The 25,029-nt window shown below is 69.7% G+C and carries 23 protein-coding genes; 11 read left to right on the top strand and 12 right to left on the bottom strand.

The window, feature by feature from the left end:
- Window positions 1-473: 473 nt before the first annotated feature.
- The 3 genes from VFF46_RS01915 to VFF46_RS01905 all read right to left on the bottom strand — a co-directional run bounded on the left by VFF46_RS01915 (window position 474) and on the right by VFF46_RS01905 (window position 3,577).
- The gene (locus VFF46_RS01915; RefSeq protein WP_325035224.1) at window positions 474-1,463 is read right to left on the bottom strand and encodes a CAP domain-containing protein; all 990 of its coding nucleotides are present in this window, start codon (window positions 1,461-1,463) and stop codon (window positions 474-476) included.
- Between the two features lie 185 nt (window positions 1,464-1,648).
- Entirely contained in the window at window positions 1,649-2,311 is a 663-nt protein-coding gene (locus VFF46_RS01910) for a GNAT family N-acetyltransferase (protein WP_325035223.1), read from the bottom strand.
- 117 nt (window positions 2,312-2,428) lie between these two features.
- Window positions 2,429-3,577, bottom strand: coding sequence for a GNAT family N-acetyltransferase (locus tag VFF46_RS01905; RefSeq protein WP_325035222.1), 1,149 nt, complete (start codon window positions 3,575-3,577; stop codon window positions 2,429-2,431).
- A gap of 80 nt (window positions 3,578-3,657) precedes the next feature.
- On the opposite strand from VFF46_RS01905, the gene VFF46_RS01900 reads away from it, so the two are divergent.
- Both VFF46_RS01900 and VFF46_RS01895 read left to right on the top strand, forming a co-directional pair.
- Window positions 3,658-4,467: a DeoR/GlpR family DNA-binding transcription regulator gene (locus tag VFF46_RS01900; RefSeq protein ID WP_325035221.1), complete on the top strand. Its 810-nt coding sequence runs from the start codon at window positions 3,658-3,660 to the stop codon at window positions 4,465-4,467.
- On the top strand, window positions 4,464-5,711 hold the full coding sequence (locus tag VFF46_RS01895) for an MFS transporter (protein WP_325035220.1): 1,248 nt from the start codon (window positions 4,464-4,466) through the stop codon (window positions 5,709-5,711). The genes VFF46_RS01900 and VFF46_RS01895 overlap by 4 nt, the downstream gene beginning before the upstream one ends.
- Here the strand turns inward: VFF46_RS01895 and galK are convergent.
- Both galK and galT read right to left on the bottom strand, forming a co-directional pair.
- A complete protein-coding gene (gene galK / locus VFF46_RS01890) occupies window positions 5,653-6,780 on the bottom strand; it encodes a galactokinase (protein WP_325035219.1) in 1,128 nt (375 codons plus the stop codon). The two genes, VFF46_RS01895 and galK, sit on opposite strands and share 59 nt — an antisense overlap.
- Window positions 6,777-7,823, bottom strand: a complete 1,047-nt coding sequence (galT, locus tag VFF46_RS01885) for a galactose-1-phosphate uridylyltransferase (RefSeq protein WP_325035218.1) — start codon at window positions 7,821-7,823, stop codon at window positions 6,777-6,779. Before galT ends, galK begins: the two co-directional genes overlap by 4 nt.
- Before the next feature lie 167 nt (window positions 7,824-7,990).
- Here galT and VFF46_RS01880 point away from each other — a divergent pair, with 167 nt between their 5' ends.
- Entirely contained in the window at window positions 7,991-9,313 is a 1,323-nt protein-coding gene (locus VFF46_RS01880) for a hemolysin family protein (protein ID WP_325035217.1), read from the top strand.
- On the opposite strand, the gene VFF46_RS01875 is transcribed toward VFF46_RS01880, so the two are convergent.
- Window positions 9,264-10,517: an MFS transporter gene (locus VFF46_RS01875; RefSeq protein WP_325035216.1), complete on the bottom strand. Its 1,254-nt coding sequence runs from the start codon at window positions 10,515-10,517 to the stop codon at window positions 9,264-9,266. The genes VFF46_RS01880 and VFF46_RS01875 overlap by 50 nt on opposite strands.
- Window positions 10,518-10,520: 3 nt before the next feature.
- Window positions 10,521-11,111: a helix-turn-helix domain-containing protein gene (locus tag VFF46_RS01870; protein ID WP_325035215.1), complete on the bottom strand. Its 591-nt coding sequence runs from the start codon at window positions 11,109-11,111 to the stop codon at window positions 10,521-10,523.
- 71 nt (window positions 11,112-11,182) lie between these two features.
- On the opposite strand from VFF46_RS01870, the gene VFF46_RS01865 reads away from it, so the two are divergent.
- Window positions 11,183-12,775 (top strand): MFS transporter, encoded by a 1,593-nt coding sequence (locus VFF46_RS01865; protein WP_325035214.1) that lies wholly within the window; start codon window positions 11,183-11,185, stop codon window positions 12,773-12,775.
- Here VFF46_RS01865 and VFF46_RS01860 read toward each other — a convergent pair whose 3' ends face one another.
- Window positions 12,776-13,606, bottom strand: coding sequence for an alpha/beta hydrolase (locus VFF46_RS01860; RefSeq protein ID WP_325035213.1), 831 nt, complete (start codon window positions 13,604-13,606; stop codon window positions 12,776-12,778).
- 97 nt (window positions 13,607-13,703) lie between these two features.
- On the opposite strand from VFF46_RS01860, the gene VFF46_RS01855 reads away from it, so the two are divergent.
- Window positions 13,704-14,081 carry a YciI family protein gene (locus VFF46_RS01855; RefSeq protein ID WP_325035212.1) on the top strand — a complete coding sequence of 126 codons (378 nt, stop codon included), beginning with the start codon at window positions 13,704-13,706 and terminating at the stop codon, window positions 14,079-14,081.
- Window positions 14,082-14,113: 32 nt separating this feature from the next.
- On the opposite strand, the gene VFF46_RS01850 is transcribed toward VFF46_RS01855, so the two are convergent.
- Window positions 14,114-15,085: an N-acetylglucosamine kinase gene (locus VFF46_RS01850; RefSeq protein WP_325035211.1), complete on the bottom strand. Its 972-nt coding sequence runs from the start codon at window positions 15,083-15,085 to the stop codon at window positions 14,114-14,116.
- Window positions 15,086-15,257: 172 nt separating this feature from the next.
- On the opposite strand from VFF46_RS01850, the gene VFF46_RS01845 reads away from it, so the two are divergent.
- The 6 genes from VFF46_RS01845 (at window position 15,258) to VFF46_RS01820 (ending at window position 20,533) form a co-directional block, all read left to right on the top strand.
- Window positions 15,258-16,040 (top strand): SIS domain-containing protein, encoded by a 783-nt coding sequence (locus VFF46_RS01845; protein ID WP_325035210.1) that lies wholly within the window; start codon window positions 15,258-15,260, stop codon window positions 16,038-16,040.
- A 28-nt stretch (window positions 16,041-16,068) separates the two neighbouring features.
- Window positions 16,069-17,412 (top strand): N-acetylglucosamine/diacetylchitobiose ABC transporter substrate-binding protein, encoded by a 1,344-nt coding sequence (gene ngcE, locus VFF46_RS01840; protein WP_325035209.1) that lies wholly within the window; start codon window positions 16,069-16,071, stop codon window positions 17,410-17,412.
- Window positions 17,413-17,448: 36 nt separating this feature from the next.
- The gene (locus VFF46_RS01835; protein WP_325035208.1) at window positions 17,449-17,853 is read left to right on the top strand and encodes a hypothetical protein; all 405 of its coding nucleotides are present in this window, start codon (window positions 17,449-17,451) and stop codon (window positions 17,851-17,853) included.
- Window positions 17,854-17,928: 75 nt separating this feature from the next.
- On the top strand, window positions 17,929-18,969 hold the full coding sequence (gene trpS / locus VFF46_RS01830) for a tryptophan--tRNA ligase (RefSeq protein WP_325035207.1): 1,041 nt from the start codon (window positions 17,929-17,931) through the stop codon (window positions 18,967-18,969).
- Window positions 18,966-19,478 carry a 2'-5' RNA ligase family protein gene (locus tag VFF46_RS01825; RefSeq protein WP_325035206.1) on the top strand — a complete coding sequence of 171 codons (513 nt, stop codon included), beginning with the start codon at window positions 18,966-18,968 and terminating at the stop codon, window positions 19,476-19,478. Before trpS ends, VFF46_RS01825 begins: the two co-directional genes overlap by 4 nt.
- A 29-nt stretch (window positions 19,479-19,507) precedes the next feature.
- Entirely contained in the window at window positions 19,508-20,533 is a 1,026-nt protein-coding gene (locus VFF46_RS01820) for a YihY/virulence factor BrkB family protein (protein WP_325035205.1), read from the top strand.
- Here the strand turns inward: VFF46_RS01820 and VFF46_RS01815 are convergent.
- The 3 genes from VFF46_RS01815 to VFF46_RS01805 form a co-directional block, all read right to left on the bottom strand.
- The gene (locus VFF46_RS01815) at window positions 20,527-21,660 is read right to left on the bottom strand and encodes a D-alanyl-D-alanine carboxypeptidase family protein (protein WP_325035204.1); all 1,134 of its coding nucleotides are present in this window, start codon (window positions 21,658-21,660) and stop codon (window positions 20,527-20,529) included. The genes VFF46_RS01820 and VFF46_RS01815 overlap by 7 nt on opposite strands.
- 46 nt (window positions 21,661-21,706) lie before the next feature.
- Window positions 21,707-22,636 carry a zinc metalloprotease gene (locus VFF46_RS01810; protein WP_325035203.1) on the bottom strand — a complete coding sequence of 310 codons (930 nt, stop codon included), beginning with the start codon at window positions 22,634-22,636 and terminating at the stop codon, window positions 21,707-21,709.
- Window positions 22,637-22,804: 168 nt separating this feature from the next.
- Window positions 22,805-24,760, bottom strand: coding sequence for a tachylectin-related carbohydrate-binding protein (locus VFF46_RS01805; RefSeq protein WP_325035202.1), 1,956 nt, complete (start codon window positions 24,758-24,760; stop codon window positions 22,805-22,807).
- Between the last annotated feature and the right edge of the window lie 269 nt (window positions 24,761-25,029).

The following is a 25,029-nucleotide window of genomic DNA, read 5'->3' as shown; positions in this document are numbered from 1 at the left end:
GGGCGCCTCGGGGGGCGTACTGGGGTGTGGCGGGGCGGGACTGGTTGCTGCCGGCCCAGAACGGGGACTCCGTACCGCCCTTGGGGGCGTTTGCCCAGAAGGGGGACTCGTCGCTGGAGCGCGGTGCGTACCGCGGTGGTTCCGGTGGCGTGGGCGGTGTGGATTCCGCGGGCGGAGTAGGACGGTTGCCGGAACGCGACGAGCGGGCCGCTCGGGTCGCCTTCCGTCGTGGCTTGTACCGGCCGTTGCCGGACTCGGACATTATTTCGTTGTTCCCTTCGAAGTCGCGCACCCAAGACGTGCCTCATCAACAAGGCGAGCCTCACCAGCCGCCTCGCCGGAGCCCCCCAGGAACGTCCGGCACCATGACAAGGACGGATCTACCCGCCGCGACCGGCCGTCAAGCGGCCGGACATTGTGGCTTTGGGACAACGTTTCAGCCACATTCGGTGTGCTCGGGACAATGACAGTCATCAGCTTCGGCCGAAGTCCTGGACCCAGCTGCCCGGTCCGTAGTCGGATCGCACCTGGCCCGGGTCGTAGCCGACGCCGATCGAGGTGTACCGGCAGTTCAGGATGTTCTTGCGGTGCCCGTCGCTCTGCATCCAGGCGGCGACCACCTTCTGCGCGCTGTCGTACCCGGCGGCGATGTTCTCGCCCCAGGTGGACCCGCGGTACCCGGCGGCCTTCATCCGGTCACCCGGGTCCTGGCCGTCGGGGTTGGTGTGGTCCATGTAGTGCCGGCGGACCATGTCGGACGCGTGCTTCCCGGCGGCCTCGACGAGTGCGCTGTCCAGCTTCAGCGGGCCGCAGCCCTGCTGCTGGCGGATCTGGTTCGTGTAGTCGAGGACCTGTCGTTCCTGGGCGTTCGTCCCGCCGCCGCTGACCGGCGGCTGCGGGGTGTCGCTCGGGGTCGGGTCGGTCGTACGCGTCTTGGTCGGCGTACTCGACGGCCTGCCGGTCGGCGTCGTACGGACGCTCGGCTTCGGCCGTCCGGTCGCGCCGCTGGTACTGCGTGGCGCGGTCGGTGACACGGTCACGGTCGTGACCCCGACCGTAGGGGTGGCCGGCGTCGTCAAAGAAGTCAAAGAAGGAGAAGCAGACACACCGGACGAAGGCGTCCCGGACGAAGACGTACCGATCGAAGGCGAAGCGCTCGTAGGCGCCGAGCCGACGGCCGCCGGACCCACCACGGCGGTCGTCGTCGCGCCGTTCGGCAAGGTCTTGGTGATCGTGACCATCGGTTCGGTGCTCGTACCGTCGTCGGCGCGGCTGTTCTCGACGACGTTGACGACCCGCGCGGCGCCGTCGGTACGGGAGCTGCCGTGCGACATCAGCCAGACCACCGGCCCGATCGCGACCAGCACCGAGAGCGCGCTGACAGCAGGGCCGACCAGGCCGCGGCTCCGCCGGGGAGCTCTTCTACTGCCGCGGTGCCGCCGGGGGGTAGGCGAATCCGTCATGGGGTGGGCGAATCCTCTTCGTTTCTTCGTGATACCGAAACAGCGCGTCGTTCCCCGTGGTTTACAGCCAGGTCCCCCCTGGTCACCGAACAGCGACCTTAACCGACGCGCGAGGTCACCGTTACGTAGGTGTGAACCCTCTTAACGAATCCTGAAGAAAACGATTGACCGAAGCCGCCGTCGGCCTAGCGGGAACGGGCGATCACGATGTCCGCGATCACCTTCCAGCCGAGGCTCCGGTACAGCCGGAGGCCGTCGATGGAGGCGATCAGGATGCCGCGTTTGGCACCCTTCGCCGCGGCCGCCTCGACCAGTGACGCCATCACCGCGCTGCCGAGCCCGCGCCGCCGGTGGGCCGGGTCGGTCTCGATCCGGTCCGCGACCGCGTCCTCGCCGACCACGGCCATCCGGCCGCTGGACACCACGCCGCCGTGCAACGTGGCGCGGGTGATGATCAGGTCGTCCTCGAGCTCGGCGTGCAACGCGTACCGTTCGTGCAGTTTCAGCGCCGGCTGCTCGGAGAGCTGGATCGTCATCAGCCAGTCCTGGTCCTGCTGGACCTCGAGGCCGAGGTCCTCCAGCTGTTCGATCCGGGCCTCCTTGTCGTCGGTGGCCAGCGTGATCCACCCCGAGCCGCGCCCACCACCGTCGGCCAGCGCCAGCTGGGCGGCGCGTTCCACCCGTTCCGGTTTACCGTCGGCATCCAGTACGACGTACTCCGTCGGCCGGCTCTCCTCACCTGCCCGGACGATCAGAATGCCGTTGTTGTCGTCCTCAACCGTGGTCCAACCCCTCGAGACGGACCACCCGGCCTGCCAACGGCGGACGAGTTCCTCACGATCTATCACCCGTCGATTCAAGCAGCCCGGCCGGGCAACGGCGAGGGGAACCGGTGTCGGATGACACCAACCGGCCGTAAATCCCTGCCTGCGCTCGGTGACCAATACTCCTGCGGCCGAACCGGGTCAACCCCTCAACGGGTGTCCGGCGGCGAGGAACTCGTCGGAGAGCAGGTCGTAGGTGAGCATGTTGTCGTAGCTGCCGTCCCGGCGCGGGTCGGCGCGGCGCTCGTCGCCGACCTTGGTGAACCCGTTGGTCTCGGCAACGTGCGCGGACGCGGTGTTCACGTCGGCACACCTCACAATCAACCGGCGGCGGCCCAGCCCGCCGTCCTCGATCGGCCGGAACGCGTGTGCCATCACCAGTTGCACGGCGGTCGTCATCACCTTCCGGCCGCGCGCGTCCGGGTGCATCCAGTACCCGATCTCGCCGCGCGTCCTGTCCATCCGGCTGTTCAGCCCGAAAACGCTGACGTTCCCGAGCAGTACGTCGGTCTCGGCGTCCGCGATCGCCCACGCGACGGCCTCCCCGCTCGCCGCCGCGTCCGCACGGCTGGTGATGAACCCCTTGGCGTCGTCGAGCCCGTACGGCGAAGGCATGCCCGACAACCAGTGCTGTGTCCGCTCGTCGCCGCACGCCTCCATGACGCGTTGCGCATCCGTTTCCCGCAGTTCCCGCAAACGGATTCCGTCGCCTTCCAGAACGGGCACCGTCCACCAGTTGCCCTGCGGTTCGAGGTCGTCGTCGCGGCCGACGGTGGCCACCCATTCGTCCTTGCGGACCCCGCGCGAGCGCCCGCCGCCCGGGATCGTCACCAGTCCGCGAAACCCGACTTTCCAGGCAACCCGGCGGCTGGCGAAGTTCCCGACGTACGCGCGCCAGATCACTCGTTTCCAGTCCAGTAAGTCGAACGCGTACCGCACCACGAGGCGCAGCGCCCGCGTCATCACCCCGTTGCCGCGGGCCTCCGGCGACACCGCGAACCCGACCTCGCCGACCCCGCCCTCACCGTCACGCAGGTCGATCGTCCCGGCGTACTTCCCGTCGTACGAGATCGCCCACGCCCACGAGGTGTTCGCCCGCCAGCCGGCCGGGATCACCTCGGTGAGGTACGCGACGGCGTGCTCGTGCAGGTACGGGACCGGGATCGTGGTCCACTCCTGCATCACCGGGTCCTGGCACATCCGGTACGCCGGCTCCACGTCGGCGGCGAGGTGGGCACGCAGCGTCACCACGTCGTCGGTCAGTACCGGCACGTCTTCGGGAAATCGCATGCTTCAGCGTGACGCGCTGCCACCGGGCCGGGCAACAGATTTCCCTGACAGCGGGGCATTCCGCGATTAGGCTGTGCTCCGTGAACGCAGCCGGAGCAGAACCGCGCGGCCGCGGCGGCCAGCTGGCCGCCCAGCGGCAGGCCACGATCGTTGCCGAGGTCAACAGCCGGGGCGCGATCACGGTCGCCGAACTGGTCGACCGGTTCGGTGTCTCGGACATGACGATCCGCCGCGACCTGGACGCGCTGGACTCCAGCGGTCTGCTGCACAAGGTGCACGGCGGCGCCACGTCGGTCGGCCTGCGCAGCGCGCACGAGCCGGGCTTCGACGCCAAGCTGACCCAGGAGTCCGCGGCCAAGCAGGCGATCGCGGCCGAGGCCGCCACCCGGGTGCAGCCGGACAGCGCGATCGGCATCGGCGCCGGTACGACGACGTACGCGCTGGCCCGGCAGCTGCTGCGGGTGGAGAACCTGACGGTCGTCACGAACTCGGCGCGGATCGCGGACGTGTTCCACGGCAACGGCCGCTCGGACCGTACCGTCGTGCTGATCGGCGGGATCCGGACGCCGTCCGACGCCCTGGTCGGCCCGATCGCCACCGCGGCGCTGGCGTCGCTGCACCTGGACCTGCTGTTCCTCGGCGCGCACGGCGTGGACGCCGAGCACGGCCTCAGTACGCCGAACCTGATGGAGGCCGAGACCAATCGGTCGTTCATCGCCGCGAGCCGTGAGGTGGTCGTGGTCGCGGACCACACCAAGTGGGGGACCGTCGGCCTGAGCACGTTCGCGAACTGGTCCGACCTGGACGTGATCGTCACCGACGACGGCCTGTCGGCCGCAGCCCGTAAAGCGATGCGCGACACCGGATGTGATCTCGTCATCGCTTCATGAAGGCCGACCCACTCGGCAGGCCTTACTGGATCATCTTCGCCGCGGGCGCCGTCTCCTTCACCGGTGATGGCATCATGCTCGGTGCGCTCCCGCTGCTGGCGGCATCGATCACCCGCGACCCCCGGATCGTCTCGCTGAGCGAAGCGGTGACGGGGGTGGGCTGGCTGCTGCTCGGTCTGCTGTCCGGCGTGCTGATCGACCGTTGGCGCCGTACGACGACCATGTGGATCGTCGACGCCGTCCGGGCCGTCGCCGCCGGCGTCTTCGCCGCTGCCGTCCTCACCGGGCACGCGAGTATTCCGCTGCTCCTGGTCGTCGGCTTCTTCCTCGGTCTGCTCGCGCCCTTCTACGACAACGCCTCGTCGGTGATCGTTCCGGAGATCGTCCCGGCGGCGGGTCTCGAACGTGCCAACGCCTACCACCAGGCGTCGCTCGTGCTGCTCGCCAACTTTCTCGGCCCACCGGCCGGCGCTGCGCTCTTCGTCCTGCACCACGGCGTACCGATCCTGGTCGACGCGCTCTCGTTCGCCGTCGCCGCGCTCCTCGTCTTTCTGGTACGGCGATCCGCGCCGCCCCGGGCGCCCGCACCGGACCGCCACCTCGGCCGCGAGCTGAAAGCGGGACTGGGCTACCTCTACCGGCACAAGCTGTTGCGAGCGCTGTGCCTGATGCTGGTGGTGACGAACGCGATCGGCTCCGGCATCCTGGCGATCCTGGTCCTCTACGTTCTCGAGGTACTGCACCTGCCGCAGGCCGGTTTCGGCTGGCTGGTGGCGATCTATGCCGTCGGCGGCGTGGCCGGTGCCTTGCTCGCACCGCGGTTCTCGCAGCGGTTGCCGACCGCTGCGAGCCTGATCGTCGCGATGCTGCTGATGGGCGTCGCGACCGTGGGCTTCGGCCTGGCCACGAACCTCGCGGTGGTGATCCCCGGCGCGGTGCTGCTGGGTCTGGGCGGTACCTGGTGGAACGTCGTCACGATCACCCTGCGGCAGCGCATCGTCCCGCCGGAGCTGCTCGGCCGGGTGACGGCCGTCTACCGGATGGTGGCGATCTGCGCCGCCCCGCTCGGTGCCGTCGGCGCCGGGTTCCTTGCCCACCACACCGGCCTGCGCACGCCGTACCTCGTGATGGGCCTGCTCCAACTGGCCGCGACCGTCGCCTTCGCCCCGCTGCTGCGACGCCGCCTCAGCTCACCCGGGACGCGCCCGCCGACGGCGTCGCCGCCAGTGAGCTCGGGGCCGTGAAACCGTGTTCCGCAAAGGCTTTCTCGATCGCGGACAGTACGGCGTCCGCCGCGGACGCCTCGACCAGCGCGATGATGCAGCCGCCGAATCCGCCACCGGTCATCCGGGCGCCGAGCGCGCCGGCCGCCAGCGCGGTGTCGACCGCGACGTCCAGCTCCGGAACCGTGATCTCGAAGTCGTCCCGCAGCGACGCGTGCGACGCGGTGAACAGCGGCCCGACCTCGCGCAGCTTCCCGGCGTGCATCAGCGCGACCGCGTCCTCGACCCGCCGGATCTCCGTCACCACGTGCCGCACCCGGCGCCGTACGACGTCGTCCGACAACCGTGCCAGTGCAGCGTCCAGGTCCTCGAACGCGATCGACCGCAGCGCCGGTACGCCGAGCTCGGCGGCGGCCTGCTCGCAGCTCTTCCGGCGCGCGGCGTACTCGCCGTCGACGTGCCGGTGCGGCGCCTTCACGTCGACGACCAGCAACGCCAGGTCGTCGGCCGGCGGGTCGAACGGGATCTGCGAGGTGGACATCGCGCGGATGTCGAAGTACAGCGCGTGCCCCGCGGTGCAGCACATCGACGCCATCTGGTCCATCAGTCCGACCGGCGCGCCGACGTACGAGTTCTCGGCCTTCTGGGCGAGCCGCGCGACCTCCGCGGGGTCGACCTCCAGGTCGTGCAGGCCGAGCAGCGCGGCCAGCGTCGCGCAGAGCAGGGCCGCCGACGAGGACAGGCCGGCGCCGGACGGCAGGTCGGACTCGAACCGCAGGTTCGCGCCGCCGATCGGGTAGCCGGACTCGCGCAGGATCCAGGCCGCGCCGGCCGGGTACGCCGCCCAGTCGCCGACCGATCCGGGCGCCAGCTCGCCGATCGCGAACTCGGTGACGCCCCGGTGCCCGGCCGAGGCGACCGCGATCCGGCCGTCGGTCCGCTTCGACGCGGTCACCACGATCTGGTTCGGCAGCGCGATCGGGAGGACGAGCCCGTCGTTGTAGTCGGTGTGCTCGCCGATCAGGTTGACCCGTCCGGGCGCCCGCCAGCTGCCGTCCGGCGCCGTACCGAAAACATCCGTGAAGCTCACGAGCCAACCTTCCGCAGGGTCTCGGCCACGTCTTCCGGCCGGGTGTCGCTGATGAACGCGCCCATGCCGGACTCGGAGCCGGCCAGGTACTTGATCTTGTCCTTGGCACGCCGGATCGACAACACCTCCAGGTGCAGGTAGCCGAGCTCGCGGTCGACCCGGACCGGGGCCTGGTGCCAGGCGGCGATGTACGGCAGCGGCTCGCCGTACAGGCCGTCGAGACGCTGCAGGACGTCCAGGTACAGCTCGGCGAAGTCGTCGCGCTCGCCGACGGACAGCTCGTCGATGCCGCCGACCTGGCGATGCGGGTACAGGTGCACCTCGACCGGCCAGCGGGCGGCCTCGGGGACGAATGCGGTCCAGTTGCCGTTCTCCCCGATCACGCGGGTGCCTTCCTTGCGCTCCGCGGCCAGTACGTCGGCGAACAGGTTGCTGCCGGCAACCTCCTGGTGCTTGCGGGCCTGCCGCAGGAGGGTCTGCATCCGCGGCGGCACGAACGGGTACGCGTACAGCTGGCCGTGCGGGTGGCTCAGCGTGACACCGATTTCGCGGCCGCGGTTCTCGAACGGGAACACCAGTTCGACGTCGTCGCGGGCGCTCAGCTCGGCGGTCCTGTCGGCCCAGGTGTCGACGACCAGCCGCGCCTGGCCCTGCGACAGGCCGGTGAACGAGCCGTTGTGGTCGCTGGTGAAGCACACGACCTCGGTCCGCCCGGGGCCGGCGAAGGACGGGAACCGGTTCTCGAACACGGCGACGTTGTAGTCGTGGTCCGGGATCTCGGTCGGGTTGCCGGGTTTGCTCGGGCACAGCGGGCACTGGTCGGCCGGCGGCAGGTAGGTCCGGGTGTTCCGGTGCGTGGCGTAGGTGATCACGTCCCCGGTCAGCGGGTCCGTCCGCAGCTCCACCTGTGGCTGCGGGGCGGGCAGGCCGCGGGTGTCCGCGAGCGGAACCCGGGCCGGCGCGTCGGCCGGGTCGTAGTAGATCAGCTCACGGCCGTCCGACAGAGTGGTGTCGGTACGGCGGACACCGCGCGGTGTGTTCATCGTGTGACCTTCCCGGCCGTACGACGCGTCCGGCCAGGAATCATCGTAAACCAACAAACTCGAACATGCATCGTGATACCCGCCGCCGGTAGAGTAGATAAATGGACGACTACGCCCAACGCCCGCCCTCTCGTGGTCTGACGAGAGGGCGCTAGGACACCCGACCCATGAACGACTCCCTGCTGCTGAACATCGTTCTGATCCTGGTCTTCGTGCTGATCGGTGGCGTCTTCGCCGCCGCCGAGATGGCCCTCGTGTCACTGCGGGAGAGCCAGCTGAAGGCCCTGTCCCATCGCGGCAAGCGCGGCGAGACCGTCGCCCGGGTGGCCGCCAACCCGAACCGGTTCCTGTCCGCCGTGCAGATCGGCGTGACCCTGATGGGGTTCCTGTCCGCCGCCTTCGGTGGCGCGACCCTGGCCGACAGCCTGGCCCCGCACCTGCGCAACCTCGGCCTCCCGCAGTCGCTGGCGAACACCCTCGCGCTGATATTGATCACGATCTGCATCTCCTACGTCTCGATCGTGATCGGCGAGCTGGCCGCGAAACGCCTGGCGCTGCAGCGTGCGGAGGGCTTCGCGCTCGCCCTCGGCCCGATGGTGGACCGGATCGCCTCCGGCGCCCGGCCGGTGATCTGGCTGCTCTCGAGGTCCACCGACCTGGTGGTCCGCGCGCTCGGCGGCGACCCGAACGCGAACCGCGAGGTGATGAGCGAGGAGGAGCTCCGCGACCTGGTCACCGCGAGCGAGTCGCTCGGCGAGGAGGAGCGGAAGATCGTCGACGACGTCTTCGAGGCCGGCAGCCGGCAGCTCCGCGAGCTGATGCTGCCGCGGACCGAGGTGGACTTCCTGGACGCCGAGATGCCGGCGTACAAGGCGGTCAAGTTCGCCGCCGAGCGGCCGCACTCGCGGTATCCGGTGATGAACGGCTCGGCCGACGACATCGTCGGCTTCGTGCACGTCCGGGACCTGTTCGACCCGGCCGTCGCGACCCGCTCGGTGCGGGTCGGCGACCTGGCCCGGGACGTGCTGATGCTGCCGGACACCGCCAAGTTGCTGCCTACGCTGACCGAGATGCGCCGCCGCAGTACGCACCTGGCGATCGTGCTCGACGAGTACGGCGGTACCGCGGGCATCGTGACGCTCGAGGACCTGGTCGAGGAACTCATCGGCGACATCAAGGACGAGTACGACGAGGAGCCCGCCGAGACCACCCGGCTGGGGAGTGGCGACCTGGAGATGGACGGCCTGCTGAATCTGGACGACTTCGCCGACGCGACCACGATCGAGCTGCCCGACGGCCCGTACGAGACCGTCGGCGGGTTCCTCGCCGCCCGCCTCGGGAAGGTCCCGTCGACCGGCGACGAGGTTCGCCTGGACGCCTACACGCTGACCGTCACCGAGATGGACGGCCGTCGCGTCGCCCGGGTCCGCCTGCACCTGGTCACACCGGCTGAGGAACAACCCGGAGCTCCAGCGCCCGCCGCCGACTGAGCACGACCGCGCCGCCCACGACGTACCCGAGGCCCTGGAAGACCAGCACCGGGATGATGCCGACGGTGTCGCCGAGGAAGCCGGCGCCGGCGATACCGATCAGCACCGCGACGCTCTCGGCGGCGCCGACCGCGCCGTAGATCCGGCCGCGGGTGCCGTCCACGGTCAGGTTCTGGAACACGGTCATCATCCCGGCCAGCGTGAGCGCGCCGGGCAGGCCGACGACGATCATGCAGACGAACGCCGGGATCACGCTGGCCGACACCAGCGGGGACAGGAACATCGCGGTGTCGATCAGTCCGAACGCGAGTGCACCGATTCCCCAGAGCGTCGCGGCCGGCCGCCGGGAACCGATCGCGGCCGCGACCAGTCCGCCGACGATTCCGCCGATCGCCTGGGAGGACACGATCAGCCCGTACACCTTCCCGTCGCCGCCGAGCTCGGCGCTCACGAACGGCGCGAACAGCGTGCTCATCACCCCTTCGCCGACCCCGGTGACCAGGCAGAACACGAAGAACAACCGCATCGCCGACCCCGCGACGCACAGCCGCAACCCCTCAGTCCACTCCTCCTTCAACCGCCGGATCGCGCCGCCCGCCGACTCCTCGTCCTTGGCCGGCCGATCCCGCCGGTGCCGTATCCCGGCGACCAGGACCACCGCGATCAGGAACGTGGCGGCGTCCCCGAGCGCGAGCAGGGTGAGGCCGCCGGCGGCCGCGAGTACGCCGCCGAGCGCCGCGCCGATCAGCCGCGCGAGGTCGCGGATCTGGCTGTTCAGCGCGTTCGCGGTGACCAGTTGGTCGGGGTTCACCAGCAGCGGTACGAGTGACTGCTCCGCGGGTGTGAAGAACTGTTGCAGGCAGCTCTGCGCGAGCACCACGGCGTACACGATCCAGATCAGGTTCGCGCTGTGTACGGCGATCAGCGGGAGCAGGACGACGGCGTTCAGCACGTTCGTCACGATCATCGTCGTCCGCTGGCTCCACCGGTCGACGAAGACGCCGGCCAACGAGCCGAGCAGTACGGCGGGCAGGAACGATGCCAGCAGCAGCCCACCGGAGGCGAGCGTCGACCCGGTCAGCACGTACACCTGGAACGCGAGACCGGTCCGCAGCAACCAGTCACCGACCAGCGAGATCAGCCCGGCACTGAGCAGCAGGCGGTAGTCACGCTGCCGGGCAAGGACGCCCCACAAGTCCTTCATGTCCTACTCCTCCGGGGTGATCGTGACGATCTGGGTGAACGAGACGTACCGGCTGCCCGGTGGACGGGTGGACTTGTCGTCGATCGGCCGTTCGTCGACCCAGCGCTGCAGCAGATCGTTGATCTGGCCAACGACCTCGGCGAGCTCCGCGCCGGTCAGGTAGATCCCGGTCTGGCTGATGCCGGAGTTGTCCCGCCAGACCGGGTCGGCGACCGGGCGGTGCTGCTGCCACTTCGCCAGCGCGTCCAGCGCGCGCTCGGCCATCAACTGCTCGAGTACTTCGGCGGCCGCGGCGCCGTCCGGCGTCTTCATCGCGTCCCCCCAGGTCTGCGACGTCGACACCTGCCGCCACGGCCGCTCCCGGTTGTCCTTGCCCGGCGCCGGCTCCACGAAGTCGTACTTCGCGAGCTGCCGCAGGTGGTGCGACGCCAGCGCCTGACTGATCCCCAACTGCCGCGCCGCGTCCGCCGCGGTCATCGGCCCCTCCCGCCCGAGCAGCGACAACAGATCCAGCCGCACCGGATGCGCCATCGCCCGGATCGCCAACGGATCGTCCAGCAACCGGGCCCTGCGCGGATCCTTCTCCAAAGACATGCTTGGAATATGCGCCGCCCTGAATCCAATGTCAAGCCATTGCTTGGAATGTCCGGCTCGTACGATGCCTCATGACCGTCGAGAAGTCGTCCGCGTGGGCGCCGCTCCGCCGGGGCGTCTTCCGGGCGCTGTGGCTGGCGCAGCTCGGGTCGAACGTCGGCAGCTGGATGCAGTCCGTCGGCGCCCAGTGGACCGTCGTCCACCAGCCGAACGCCGCCGCACTGGCGTCGATCGTCCAGGCCGCGAGCCTGCTCCCGGTGCTGTTCGTCTCTCTGCCCGCGGGCGTACTCGCCGATGTCCTCGACCGGCGGCGGTTGATCGCCCTGGCGACGCTGGCGATGGCGATCGTCGCGGGCGGCCTCGCGGCGCTGAGCGCCGGCGGTCTGCTGACACCGACCGCGCTGATCGCGATCACGTTCGTGCTCGGCGCCTGCCAGGCGCTGACCAGCCCCGCCTGGCAGGCGATCCAGCCGGAACTCGTCCCGCGCTCGGAGCTCCCCGAGGCAGCGGCGCTGAACAGCCTGAACGTGAACCTCGCACGGGCGATCGGACCGGCTCTGGCGGGCTTCCTGCTCGGTCTCAGCAGCCCGGCGGTGGTGTTCGCGGTGAACGCCGTCTCGTACCTGGCGATCCTGGTCGCGCTGCTGCGCTGGCGCCGTCCGGCCGCCGTCGCAGCTGCCGGCGAACCGATGCTGCCCGCCCTCCGCGCGGGTCTGCGGTACGTCGCGTACGCGCCCGGCGTACGGCGGATCCTGCTGCGCGCGATGGTGTTCGTACTCCCGGCCTCCGCGCTGTGGGGCCTGCTCCCGGTGGCGGCCGTGAACCGGCTCGGCCTCGGTTCGACCGGGTACGGCGTACTCCTCGCGGCGCTAGGGCTGGGTGCGGTCGGGGGAGCCGTACTGCTCAAGCCGATCCGTGCGCGGCTCGGGCGGAACACGCTGCTGGGCTGCGCGACCGTCGCCTACGCGATCGGCGTCCTGGCCGTCGCATTGTTGCACAATGCAACGATCGTGGCGGTGCTGCTGGTGGTCGCGGGCGCCGGGTGGCTCGGCGGGCTGTCGACGTTGAACACGACGCTGCAATTGGCGTTGCCGGCCTGGGTCCGGGCGCGGGCGCTCGCCGTCTACCTGATGGTCTTCCTCGGCGGCCAGGGCGTCGGCGCGTTGATCTGGGGTCTGCTCGCGGCGGCACTCGGCGCATCGGCGACGCTGCTGATGTCAGGGATCGTGCTGCTGATCGGCGCCGCCTCGCTGGCGGTGCTGCCGCTGCACCCGCGGACCGGCGAGCTGGACCGGGCCGTCGCGCAGCCGTGGCCGGAGCCGGAGATCGGCATCCTGGCCGACGGCGAGGAGGACCTCGACCCGCGGGCCGGGCCGGTGCTGGTCGAGGTCTCGTACCACGTCCCGCCGGAGAACGCCGAGCAGTTCCGGGCGGCCCTCGCGAAGGTCGGCGTCTCGCGGCAGCGCACCGGCGCCCGCCGCTGGTCGACGTACCGGGATGTGAGCACTCCGGACCTGTACGTCGAGCTGTTCGAGGTCGCCAGCTGGTCGGAGCATCTGCGCCAGCACAACGAGCGCATCACCGGAGCGGACGCCGAGCTGTACCAGGCTGCCGCCGACCTCGCCCTCGAGCCACCCCGGGCTCGGCACCTGCTGGCCAACTGATCAGTGGTCGTGCAGCCAGGTGAGGGCTTGTTCGGACTGGTTGAGGATGGTGATGTGGCTGAGGTCCTCGTGGAGGTCGAGGGTGGCGGACGGGATGTGGGCCGCCAGCCATTCGGCGTGGGAGCTGGGGATGATGCGGTCGGCCGTGCCGTGGACGAGGCGGGTGGGGGCGGTGATGGCGGCCGGGTCGGCGCCCCACGGGAGGACGTAGGCGCAGTCGTCGTCGACGGCGCCGTCCGGGCCGTTCGGCATCGCCTTGTCGCCGACGATCGAGCCGAGCCAGCCCCACGGGCCGCCGAACATCGCGAGGTCGGTCTCGGTGAACTCCGGGTCGTACTCGACCTCCTCGTTCCGCAGCCGCGCGTCCCGGCCGGCCGCCGCGGACCGGAGTGACGCGACACCCGACGGGATCATCCCGTCGTACCAGTCGAGGCCGGAAACGTCGTACGGCGCGATCGCGGCGAGGGTGGCGACCGCGGTGACCCGGTCGCCGAGCAGGGCGGTGGCGCCGAGCGCGTACGTGCCGCCGCCGGAATACCCGAGCTGGGCGACCGATCCGAGGCCGAGCGTGTCCAGGACCGTGGTCAGGTCGGCCGCGACGTCGGCGACCGTCCGGCCCGGCGCGGCCGTGGATCCGCCGTACCCGGGCCGGTCGAACGAGATCCACCGGATCCCGAGCCGCTCGCTCGCCGCGGCCAGCGGTGCGGGCGGCGTACCGAGGTTCGGCGTCCCGTGGTGCCAGACCACGGCGAGCCGGTCGGCGGCGCCCGGCGCGCTGTCGTACCCGTGCAGAACCCGGCCGTCCGCGAGCCGGAAGTCGATCTCGTCCATGGGGGTCAGCCTAAGTTGCCGAAATGTCGAGAACCGGCGGGCGCTTCCGACCTCTGCTGCGAAGATCCAGTCACCTGTTCCGAAAGGACATCCGGACATGAAGTACCTGCTGATGATCCACAGCAACCCGATCACCTGGGGCCACCCGTCGTTCCTGCACACCGAGGAGGGCAGGGCGCTTCCGAAGAAGGCCCGGGAGGCGTTGACGGCGCAGCTCGACAAGCTGCTCGACGAGTTGGAGGCGAGCGGCGAGCTGATCACCGCCGTACCGCTCGATCCGCCGGCGAAGACCCGGGTGGTCCGGGTCCGCGAAGGCGTCCGCGCCACCACCGACGGCCCGTACTCCGAGGCGAAGGAGCAACTCGCCGGCGTCTTCCTGATCGACGTCGCCGGCCAGGACCGCGCCGAGGAGGTAGCCGCCACCATCCCCGAGGCCGAGTTCTACGCCGTCGAGGTCCGCCCGGTCTCGGCCTGACCGCCGAGTCGTGGCGTAAGGCGGCGGAGGGGTCAGACGAGGCGGGCGTGGGTTTGGGGGGTGGCCAGGGCGGGGTTCAGGGCGGCAAGTGCCAGCCAGGTGGCGCCGCCTACGCCGTCCTGGGCGGTGCGGACGTCGCCGGCGAAGTGTTCGCGGATGAGCTGGCCGACCGGTGAGGACTCGCCCGCGACGCTGCCGGCCAGCACCATCGGGCCGATGTCCGACGTGGTCTTGAGGCGCGCGGCCGTCTCCGTGAGCAGTTCGGCTGCGCGTTTCACCAGCATCTGCGCAGTCTCGTCGTGCTGGGCGTACGCCGAGATGACCGTCGGCGCCAACTCCGCGAGCATGACCGGTGGCCGGCTGTTCACGGTCATCACCAGGAGGTCACGCAGCGCGTCGTATCCTTCACGTGGTGCAGCAGCATTCTCGTCCCGACCGGGCAGGATCGCCTGTACGACGGCCTGTCCGAGCAGCCCCAGCGGCTCCCGGAGATCCAGCAGCTCCAGCACACTGCGGACCGCCTCCCGGCCGAGCCAGAAGCCGGACCCGTCGTCGCCGAGCAGCCACCCGTGCCCGCCGGCGGTCCGTTGCAGCTGGTGGTTGCGGACCAGCCCGACGTTGCTCCCGGTCCCCGCGATGAGCACGGTCCCGTCCGGTTCCGGCGTACCGGAGGCGAAGGCGACCTCGAGATCCCCGATGTACTGCGGCGCCGACCTCAGCCCGGCGCCGGTCCACGCGGCCTCGAACTGGGCGGCGACTTCCGGCCGCTGCAGGGCAACCCCGCCGGCCATCCCGACGACCGCCGACCTGACCGCGCCGGCGTCCAGTCCGGCGAGCGCGCTGTGAAGCGCCTGGCCGAAGTTGGCCGCCGCGCTTGCCGGATGGCTGGTCGGGTTTCCGCCCGCGGCGGCGCCGCGGCCGACTACGTTGCCTTCGGAGTCCGCGATCACGATCCGGGTGGAGGTGCCGCCGAGGTCCCCGCCCAGGACCAGTTCGTCCGACATACGCCATGCTCCAAACTGCTTACGCAACGGTCCCGATTGGGGAGATCACACGGATGAGCCTTGACTTTAGCTGCGAGTTGAGAAAAGTTCTGTCCAGCAAACCGCAAACTTGCGCATTTGTCGGCACCAGGAGTGTCGGGTGCGAGCAGATCACTCGAGGGGTGGGCCGCTGATGGCCAGCAGTAACACGGGGGACACGGCCGGCGTGAGCGCGCAGGCGTATGTGCAGACCCTGACGCCGATCCTGGCCGCGGTGACCGAGCAGATCGACGGCCCGATCCAGGCCGGTGCCGACCTGATGACCGCGTCGCTGCGCGCGAACGGGGTGATCCAGGCGTTCGGCTCCGGGCACTCCGAGGCGCTCGCGATGGAGATCGCCGGCCGCGCTGGTGGCCTGATCGCCACCAACCGGATCGCGCTGCGCGACCTGGTGCTGCTGGGTGGCGAGCCGCCGGAGCTGCTGCGCAGCGCCGAGCTCGAGCGGGACCCGCAGTACTCCCGGAAGCTGTACGAGCTGTCCGCGGCCCGCGAGGGCGACATGTTCATCATCGCGTCGAACTCGGGCGTCAACGGCTCGATCGTCGAGCTGGCCAGCGTGGCCAAGGAGCACGGGCACCCGCTGATCGCGATCACCTCGCTGCAGCACACCGGCGGGATGGAGTCCCGGCACCCGTCCGGCAAGAAGCTGATCGACTTCGCGGACGTGGTGCTCGACAACCACGCGCCGTACGGCGACTCCGTCCTGGACCTGCCCGGTGGTGCCGGCAAGGTCTGCGCGGTGTCGTCGATCACCGCCGCGCTGATCGCCCAGCTGCTGGTCGCCGAGGTACTGCGCCGGATGACCGACGCCGGTGAGACGCCTCCGGTGTACCTGTCCGCGAACATCCCGGGCGGTGACGAGCACAACCACGCACTGGAGGCGCGGTACGCCGGCCGGATCCGGCGTACCGCCTGACGCCACCTCGACGTACTAGCCTGCCTGCGTGCTTAGACGCAGGACCTTACTGCAGGGGGCGCTGGCCGGTGCGCTGCTGAGCGGGTGCTCCAAGGCCCCGGTCGCACCGGCCGTGTCGCCGGAGAATCCGTTCACCGTGAACGGGAGCGCTCCGGTCGACGTGGTCGTCACCGAGGAGTACGGCGGGTTCGCCGCGGCGGCGTACCGGAAGAAGTACGCGGCCGCGACGATCACGCCGAAGCTGACGACGCAGCTGGCGGACGAGCTGATGCCGCGGTTCGCGACCGGGACGCCGCCGGACGTCGTCCTGTCCACCGGCGACCAGAAGCTGGAGCTCGGCCGGCTGATCAAGGACGGCCAGCTCGCCGACCTCGCGCAGTTGCTGGACGCGCCGTCGTGGGACAACCAGTCGGCGAAGGTGAAGGACCAGTTGCTGCCCGACATGCTGGACGCGGGCAGCTTCGACGGGACGCAGCGCACGATCAACTACATCTCGACCGTGTACGGGATCTGGTACTCGGCCGGCCTGTTCCAGCGCAACGGCTGGCAGGTACCGCAGACCTGGCCGGACCTGCTGGCGCTGGGCGCCGACATGAAGGCGGCCGGGCTCGGGCCGTTCATCTACGCGGGCACGCACCCGTACTACCTGCTCGAGCTGGTACTGACGCTGGCCGCCAAGACCGGTGGACCGGACGTGACCAAGCGGATCGACAACCTCGAGGACGGCGCCTGGAAGGACGAGAACGTGACCCGGGCGATCGCCGCGGTCGGTGAACTCGCCAAGCGCGGCCTGCTCGCGACGGGCACCGCGCAGTACGACCACATCGGGTCGCAGAAGCGCTTCCTCGCCGCCAAGGCCGGGATGCTGCCGTGCGGGAACTGGCTCGAGAGCGAGATGAAGGGCCTGATCCCGGACGGCTTCGCGCTGACCGTGTTCGCCGTACCGCCGCTGGACTCGTCGCCCGCGCTCGCGAGCGGGCTGCACGTCGCGGCGACCGCGCCGTTCCTGGTGCCGGACAAGGCGAAGAACAAGGCCGGCGGGCTCGAGTACCTGCGGGCACTGCTGTCCGCGGACGTCGCGGCCCAGGTCAGCTCGGAGTCCAAGCAGCTCACGATCGTCCGCGGCTCGGCCGACGGTCTGGAGCTGACCACCGCGCTCAGCTCGGCCCGGGACCTGCTCACCGCGGCCGGCGACCAGGTGATCAGGTGGTACTTCGACACCTGGTACCCGGCGTTCGCGACCGCCGCGGCCGAGGCCACCGGGCAGTTCATGGCCGGCGGGCTGCAGCAGTCCGAGTGGACCGCCCGCATCCAGGCGGCCGCGGACAAGGTCAAGCAGGACGGCGGCATCACGAAGTACCGCCGCGACTAGTTCTCGCCGTACGCTCTCTAGTGGGGAGTGAGGGCGATGGCGTGGCTCGTGTCGTTGGTTGTCTTCTTGGTGCTCTGTGCCCTGCTCGGGGTGTTGCTGCCGGACCCGGCGCCGGCGCGTTGGCGGCGTAGCGTGCAGCGCGCGGCCACCCGGTTGAAGGCGCGGTTGCGGCCGGACGCGCCGCCGGAGCCGGACCCGTTCGACACGCTCCGGTTGCAGACCCGGCTCGGGACGGTCTCCACGAAGATCCGCAGCATCGAGTCGACGCCGCACGTGTACGCCCGCGCCCACCGGCTGATGGCGCTCGAGGCGGCGTACGACGACCTGCTCGACGAGGCCTGCCGATTGGCCGGCTGCCCGGGTCATCCGGACATGAAGCGCTGCGAGGCGAAACGCTGGGAAGAGGAGCAGGCCCTCGCCGCCCGCGGCTGGACCTGGTGACTCATAGTCCTTGGGATATGACCGATACACCTCCCGGGTGTAAGGCGGGCTGGCGTCGCTGGCAGAATCACCCCTATGTCCCATGCTGCGTCTGACCCCTCCGCAGCCGGTTCCCAGCGGCGCCCCCGCGTGCTCTCCGGGATCCAGCCGACGGCGGACTCCTTCCACTTCGGCAACTACCTCGGCGCGTTGCGGCAATGGGTGGCCCTGCAGGACGACCACGAGGCGTTCTACTGCGTGGTCGACCTGCACGCGATCACCGTCGAGTACGACCCGAAGGCCCTCCGTGAACGCACCCGCCGGTCCGCGGCGCAGCTGCTCGCGGCCGGGATCGACCCGGAGCGGTCGACGCTGTTCGTCCAGTCGCAGGTGCCCGAGCACGCGCAGCTCGCCTGGGTGATGTCCTGCATCACCGGGATGGGCGAGGCCAGCCGGATGACGCAGTTCAAGGACAAGACCGCGAAGGGCGGCGCCGACCGGGCCACGGTCGGCCTGTTCACGTACCCGATCCTGCAGGCCGCCGACATCCTCGTGTACCAGGCCGACCGGGTCCCGGTCGGCGAGGACCAGCGCCAGCACGTGGAGCTGACCCGGGACCTGGCGCAGCGCTTCAACCACCGGTTCGGCAAGACCTTCCGGGTGCCCGAGGCGTACATCGTCAAGGAGACCGCGAAGATCTTCGACCTGCAGGACCCGTCGTCGAAGATGAGCAAGTCCGGCTCGTCGCCGGCCGGCATCATCGACCTGCTCGACGACCCGAAGGCGAGCGCGAAGAAGATCCGCTCGGCGGTCACCGACTCCGGCCGGGACGTGGTCTTCGACGAGGAGAACAAGCCCGGCGTCGCGAACCTGCTGACCATCTACTCGGCGCTCACCGGCAAGAAGATCAGCGAGCTCGAGGACGAGTACGCCGGCCGTGGGTACGGCGACTTCAAGAAGGACCTGGCCGACGTGGTGGTCGAGTTCGTCACCCCGTTCCGGGAGAAGACGCTGACCTACCTGGACGACAAGGCGCAACTGGACGCGATCCTGTCGGCCGGCGCCGAGCGCGCCCGGGCGGTCACCGAGCCGACGCTGGCCAAGGTGTACGACCGGCTTGGTTTCGTGCGCGCATGACGACGATCGGTGTCGCGATCCCGATCGCGGAGCCGTACGGCACGGAGCTGCAGAAGTACCGGGCCGACTTCGGCGACCCGATGGCCGGGTCGATCCCGACCCACGTGACGCTGCTGCCGCCGACCGACATCGCGGCCGGGGACCTGGAGGCGATCGACGAGCACCTGCTCGCGGTCGCCGCCCGGTTCCCGCGGTTCCGGATCCGGCTGCGCGGTACGGCGACCTTCCGGCCGATCTCGCCGGTGGTATTCGTGCCGCTCGCGGAGGGCATCTCGTCCTGCGAGGTGCTGCAGTCGCAGGTCCGGTCCGGACCGCTGCGGGTCGACCTGAAGTTCCCGTACCACCCGCACGTCACGGTGGCGCACGACCTGGACAAGGACGCCCTCGACCGCGCGTACGACGCGTTGTCGGAGTACGACTGCGACTTCGACGTCGAGTACTTCAGCCGTTACGAACACGGCGCCGACGGCGTGTGGCGTCCGCAGCGGTCGTTCCCGCTGGCAGGCTGAGCCTCCTGACCTCGGGGTACAGGAGACGCATGAAGAAGCTCAAGGCGGTCTGGCGGTGGTTCAGCCGGACGCAGCTCTGGCGCGCCTGGCAGCGGTACGGCGACCGGCGCGGGAACCGGCTGGCCGGCGCCACCAGTTTCTTCGGGTTCCTGTCGCTGTTCCCGCTGATCGTGCTGGCCGCGGCGATCACCGGGCCGCTGCTCGGCGACACGGCGATCAAGGCGCTGAAGGACGCGCTCCAGCAGAACCTGCCCGGCATCGGGAACCGGATCGACATCGACGGCCTGGTCGCGCACGCGGGCACCATCGGGTTGATCTCGGGCGTGTCGCTGCTGCTCACCGGGCTCGGCTGGATCGACTCGCTGCGCGCCTCGATCCGATCGATGCACGAGCTGGACGATGAACCGGGCAACGCGATCAAGCTGAAGGCCGTCGACCTCGGCGCGCTGATCGGCCTGGGACTGATCGGCATGATCGCGACCGGTGCCTCCTCGATCCTGACCGGCCTGTCCCGGCGCATCGTCAACGCCACCCACCTGGACGGGACCTGGCTGGCGAACTGGGGGATCGACCTGATCAGCCTCGTCGTCGGCGTCGCGGCCGGTGCGGTCCTGTTCCTGTACATGCAGACCGCGCTGCCGAGGATCATCCTGCCGCGCAAGGTCGCGCTGATCGCGGCGCTGGCCGGCGGCATCGTGTTCTACCTCGCGCAGAAGCTCGGCAACGTCTACGTGAGCCACGTGATCGGTGCGAACGCGGCGTACGGCGCTCTGGCCCTGCCGCTCGCCCTCCTGGTGTGGATCTACCTGATGACCCGGGTGATCATGCTGATCGCGGCGTGGACCAAGGAAGCGACGCTCGACCGCCAGGCCCGGACCGAGCCGGAGGAGCCCGCCGCCGAACCGGACCCGCCCGCGACGCGGTACAAGGTGGTGCCGATCCCGGAGCGGAAGGCCGACACGGTCGCAGTCGCCGCGGGCGCCGTACTCGGAGTCACGCTGACCACGCTCGCCGTACAGGCCGTTCGTGCGGTTCGCGCCGTACGACGTCAGTGACGACGGCGGCGTAGCGCCCGCGGGCGGCGGAGGAACAGGCCGAGCAGGAGCACGGGCGGGGCGGCGTACGCCAGGGCGGGGATGCGGAACGCGAGGGACGTGACGGCCTGGCCGGGGGCGAGGGCCGCGCGGGCGGGTGGTTCGCCGGGCTTGCGGGCGGTCGGCTTGTCCTGGCCCTTACCCTCGGCCTGCGTCTTCGGCGGCGGTGCGGCAGCCGGCTTCACCAGCGTGCCGACCGGCTTCAGCTTGCCGTAGTTCGTGAACGTCCAGGTCAGCAGGTTGCTCGCGTCCTGGGTGATGCCGTGCGGCGCGTTCATCATCGTCACGACCAGCGTGTGCCCGTTGCGGCGGGCGGCGCCGACGAAGGTGTTGTGGGCGAGCGTCGTGTACCCGGTCTTCACGCCCAGCGCGCCGTCGTACCCGAACAGCAGTTTGTTCTGGTTCGCGACCTGGTAGGTGCCCTTGTTCCCGGCGTTCGGGAAGTTCGTGTACTTCGTGGACGCGTACGTCGCGAAGTCCGGCCGGGCCAGCCCCGCCTGCGCGAACAGCGCCAGGTCGTACGCGCTGGAGTACTGCCCGTCGGCGTCCAGCCCGGTCGGGTCCGTGACGGTCGTGTCGAGCGCGCCGAGCTCCTTGGCCTTCTGGTTCATCCGCTGGACCGTGGCCGGGATCCCGCCCTGGTCGTGCGAGCAGAGTGCGTGCACGGCGTCGTTGCCGGAGGCCAGGAACATGCCCTGGAACAGCAGGTCGACGGTGTAGTGCAGGCCGGGGTACACCCCGACCTTGCTGCCGATGATGCCGGCGTCGGCGGTGGTGCCGATGACCGGATCGGTCTTCTTCAGCCGCGGCAGCAGGACCAGCGCGGTCAGCGTCTTGAGCGTGCTCGCCGGGCGCAACCGCGCGTGCGGGGCCTTGGCCGCCAGCACCTGACCGGTGTCCAGATCGGCCACCACGTACGCCGACGCGTGCACGGCCGGCGGCGCCGCCCCGTCGGCGACGACCGTCGGCTTCGCGGTCAGCAGCTCACCGCCGACCGGCCCTTGCGGGCCCTGGCCGGCGGCAGTCGCTGTCACAGGTCCGGCAACCACCAAGGCGGTGGTAGCGCAGGCCGTCAGAAGCAAACGCATCGGCCGCACTCTAGTTGCCAACCGGTCCAGATGTCACAGTCGGGTCTCATGCACGGTAAGCAGTCCACATGTTGCTCATCCGGGTTGACTGGCCCGGGGTGAACTGGTTATAGCAGGAGTCGTACGAGTAATCCATGTAGTTGTGGATCGGGTCCAGTCCCGGCAGCGAGCACGAGTCCCGCCCGGTCGGGCACCCGCTGGACGCGCTGCTCTGCGCGGGCGTGTCGGCCACCGAGTCGTTCGTACTCGTGCAACCGCCCTGGAACGTGTGATACAGCCCGAACCAGTGCCCGGCCTCGTGGGACGCGGTCTTGCCTTCGTTGTAGTTCGTCGCCGAACCACCCGGCAATGAGCTGTACTGCACCCGGATGCCGTCGATCGACGGGTTCTTCGCGTAGTCCCACGGGAAGGTCGCGATCCCGAGGTACGAGAAGTCGACGAGCCAGATGTTCAGGGCGTTCTTCCCGCCCTTGCGCGTCTGCGACCGGTACTGCGTGGACTGCTTGTCGTTGTGCCACTGGTCGTTCTTGATCCGGTCGGTCCCCGCCAGGTAGAAGCTGAACCCGGTGTTCGCGGCCTGCGACGACTCCTGCCCGGCGTAGTCCTGGTTCAACTCGGCGATCTGCTGCGAGATCTGGTTGTCGGTGACATCACCGGCACCCGACGTACTCAGCATCACGTGCACATACACCGGCACACTCGCGGCCGCGAGCCGCTTCGCGTCGTGCGCCTTGCTCTTCAGGATCTGCGCCGTACGGGCGTCGATCGCCTGCTGCTCCTTGACCGACAACTCCCGGGTGTCGGCACCGAAGCCACCACGAGCGGCGGCCCCTTCCTCGGGCGTGAAACACGCCGGATTCCCGGTCCGCGCAGCAGGCAACTGAGCCGTCGCCTGCCCTCCGACCGGACTGAACGCCAGCGCCGTACCGGCCAGCAGAACAGCCAGGGCGCGGGGACGGGTGATGAAAGATCGCATAGCGGTCCTCCAGGATTCGGGCCGCGTGGGCGGTGCGGCCGAGTCCGCAGATTTTCCCCGGACCCCCCACATCAGCCAACCCCTCCCTTGTCCCCCCAGTGCCACGGCACCACCACGCCGGGTGGGACCGCCGGTGCCCCCCACCGACGGCCCCACCCTGTATTGGTGCTACTTCGGCGCCCTCGGCAGTTTGTGAACCGCGAACACCGGATCAGCTACCTTCGCGACCTTCATGCCCTTCGCCGCCTTGGCCGCGGGCGCAGCACTCGCCGTGACAACCCGAACCTGGAAGTCCTGGGTATGCGTGACGAACGCCCAGTTGGCGACACCGTTCGCGGTGTAGACGAACGGCGACGGATCCGGGGTGTACTGCTCACTCACCGACGGCATCGTGTCCTTGAACGCACCCCACGTGCCGGACCCCTGGGCGATCTCCTGGGCGAAGTAGTTCTTGCCGTCCGCTCCGCGAATGAGAACCTCGATCAGACCGGTTGCCGGCGACATGATCGCGGCCGGTGAACCGGGCCAGGTCTGGTCCGCAGCGATCGTCTCCCAGGTGCCCGGGAAGGCCGTACCGGCCGCGGTCTGCTTCTGGGTCACCAGGTGACCGTTCGCGTCCTTGGCGAACACCCGGAGCAGATCGCCCGGGTACCGGACGATCGACACCTTGCCGACGAACCCAGTGCCTCCGAGGCTGCTGAACGCCGAGAGCTCCGTACCGTTCCAGTTCGCCGCCCAGTACGTGCCGGCAGTGTCGCGCGCGATGACCGTGGTGGTGTTGTTGGGTCCTGGCCCGACGGCAGGCACCCCGGACAAGACCGGGCTTGCGAACTTCTGCCACGCGAGGAGTCCCCCGGCGCCCTCCGCCTTCCCCCACAGCGCGCCGGCTCCGTCGACAGCGAACATCACGATCTTGCTGGTTGACGCGTTCATCACCGAGACAGCACTGGACGCCATGAAACCGCCTCGGTCGATCGCCGCCCCGACTTGAGTGGACGCCGGGGCAGTCTGCACCCGGCCGGCGAACTTGCTGTTGATGTTGTGCAAGGTGATGTCGACCTTGTTGTCAGCGCCTGCCACCAGACCGGGTGTGCCGGTGAACGCATCCGAACCGTTGATCGGCGTCCAGGCGGTACCGCCGAAGTCCGCGGGGTCAGGCTGATGGCCCCACTGGGCCTGGCCGATGTTGTCGCTGTAGCTGTACTCGATCTGCCCACCGGTGGTCTGCAGTACGGCGATCGCCGAGTTCTGCTCGGTCGGCACCTGCGGCGCAGCGGGAACGAACGACGCCGTCAGCGTGCAGGCGTTCGAACTTCCGACGACCGCGACGAAGTTCCATCCGCCGCCGATCGTGTTGTTCATCAGCACCCAGGTCCCGTCCGGAACCGGGCGATAGCGGTACTGCGCGAGCCGGCCGGTCCCGTCGATCGCCAGCACGATGTCACCGCCGACGGAGAACACCTTGCCGAAGTTGTTCCAGCCGCCGCCGAACTCCGAACGTTGGACCAGGCGGTCGCTGGTCTTCTCGAACTGGTAGCGATGCAGGTATCCCGTCGTCGTCCGGGCGTAGATGACGCCGTCACCGGCGGCGGTGATCAGGTTGTAGCCTCCCCAGCCGCTCGCGATCGGCCGGCTGCTCAAAGTGTTCGTGGTCGCGTCGTACTCGTAGCGGCGCAGTGTGCCGTCGTCGAGAATCGCCCAGAAGTCGCCCCGTGAGTCGATGGTGAGCTTGTTCTGCCGGGACGGGTCCGCGTAGGACCGGAAGCCGGTACCGAGAGACTTCGCCGACACATCCCACTTCGTGCCGTCCCAGTGGTAGGCCCAAGTGCCCGCCGTGCTGGTCGCATACAGCCAGCCGTCCGGTCCGGCCAGAACCTTCTGGAAGTTGGTCCACCCACCGCCGATGGTGGCTGGAGCTGCGGCCTGGACCGGCGACGCGACCGTGCTCAGATCGTTGAACTGATAGCGGATCAGACTGCCGTCGTCAGCGACCGCGAACACGTCTTGGGCCGGCTTACAGGTGATGTTTGCGTCCTCGGCATTCGCCGGCGCGGCCGCACCGCTGACCAGAACGCTGCCGGCCAGGCCCGCAGACAACGCGGCGATGGTGAGCTTGCGGCGCAAACCGGAAACGGTTGCGCCGCTGGGAACTGTGCTGAACATGGAACCCCCAGGTCGAGGCTGTGCATGCGCGATACCCCGCCCCGAGCCGCATGCCCGACAGATCAGGTGAGTCCGCCCGTCCTGAGCGGATCCGAATCGGCACGGAGACTACCTCGAAGAACGCCTCCCGACACAGGAAAATGCAACAACCTGCAATTGCCGGCTGACGGGCTGCGATCAAGGTCGCAGAGTGTTAGGTTCCGTGTCGTTGTCGTGACTCGGGGGACGAG

The organism is Kribbella sp., from assembly GCF_035655035.1.
GTDB lineage: Bacteria > Actinomycetota > Actinomycetes > Propionibacteriales > Kribbellaceae > Kribbella.
This window is presented reverse-complemented; position numbering and strand designations above follow the sequence as displayed.